At 69.2% G+C, this 1,046-nt stretch carries 1 protein-coding gene and 1 pseudogene; both read left to right on the top strand.

Annotated features, from left to right (window positions below; all coding sequences use genetic code 11):
- Positions 1-67: 67 nt before the first annotated feature.
- Positions 68-454: a DUF6009 family protein gene (locus ACFVUH_RS37480; RefSeq protein ID WP_030592536.1), complete on the top strand. Its 387-nt coding sequence runs from the start codon at positions 68-70 to the stop codon at positions 452-454.
- Positions 455-590: 136 nt separating this feature from the next.
- Positions 591-1,046: pseudogene (locus tag ACFVUH_RS37475) on the top strand (5-methyltetrahydropteroyltriglutamate--homocysteine methyltransferase); the annotation flags it as partial.

The following is a 1,046-nucleotide window of genomic DNA, read 5'->3' as shown; positions in this document are numbered from 1 at the left end:
GATGAACACACGCACCACGCAGGCACCGCCCCACCCGGTGCACGCCGATGAAGGAGAGGTCGCCGCCATGAGCTCGCTACTGACCGACAGCGATCTCGTCCACGAGGCGAACGTCGTGTGGCTCGAAGACCCCGAGGGCCTCGACTACGTCCGCCAGGCCCTGGACAAGACCCCCCGGCGCAAGAACAAACCGCGCTACGCCCGCGACGGCCGCATGATCGGCTACATCGAACTCGGGGCCGACGCCGAGGCGGACCCTGACAGCGGCCTGTACCGGCGCCGGGTCTTCTTCCTGCTCCCGCACGACCGGGACTCCGATCCCGAAGGCGTCTACCGCCAAGGCGCCCCCGGAGAGGCCGTCGACCCCCGCACCATCGAGCCCAACCGCGTCGGCGAGAAAACCCCCCGCTCCCAGCTGGGCACCTCCTCCGCCGTGGCCACGACCGGATCCTAGAACCCCGCCGGCTCTCTCCCCCGCCCTACACCACCACGTCCCGCCGCGCGGCAGTTTCGCCTGAACTTCCCCTGCACACACGGCAATCAGGGCTTTCCGGTGATCCGGACCCCGACCTCTTCCTATTCTTCCGACCATGACCATCGCCACTGAGCCGATCGGCAGCCTTCCGCGTTCCGCGACCCTCATGCACGCCCTCACCGCACACGCCCAGGGAACCCTGGACGACAGGGACCTCGCCAAACAGCAGGAGCAGGCCGTCGCGGACACCCTGGCCCAGCTGGAACGAGTCGGCAGCCCTGTCCTCGTGGACGGCGAACAGTCCAAGCCGAGCTTCGCCACCTACCCCGTGACCGGCCTCGACACCCTCTCCCCGGACGGTGCCGTCATCCCCTTCGCCGACGGGCACACCCGACAGCTCCCCAGCATCACGCAAGGGCCCTTCCGCTACCAGGTGCGGGCCGAGACCTATCTCCGCGCAGCACGGCAGTTCACGGACCGCCCCCTGAAGCAGGCGGTCATCGCACCCTCCGCCCTCAGCCTCCTCTACCCCGCCACACCCATCGAGGGCTACCCCCGCGAGGAGTTCCTG

It is taken from the genome of Kitasatospora sp. NPDC058032, from assembly GCF_042885845.1.
Taxonomy (GTDB): Bacteria; Actinomycetota; Actinomycetes; order Streptomycetales; family Streptomycetaceae; genus Kitasatospora.
This window is presented reverse-complemented; position numbering and strand designations above follow the sequence as displayed.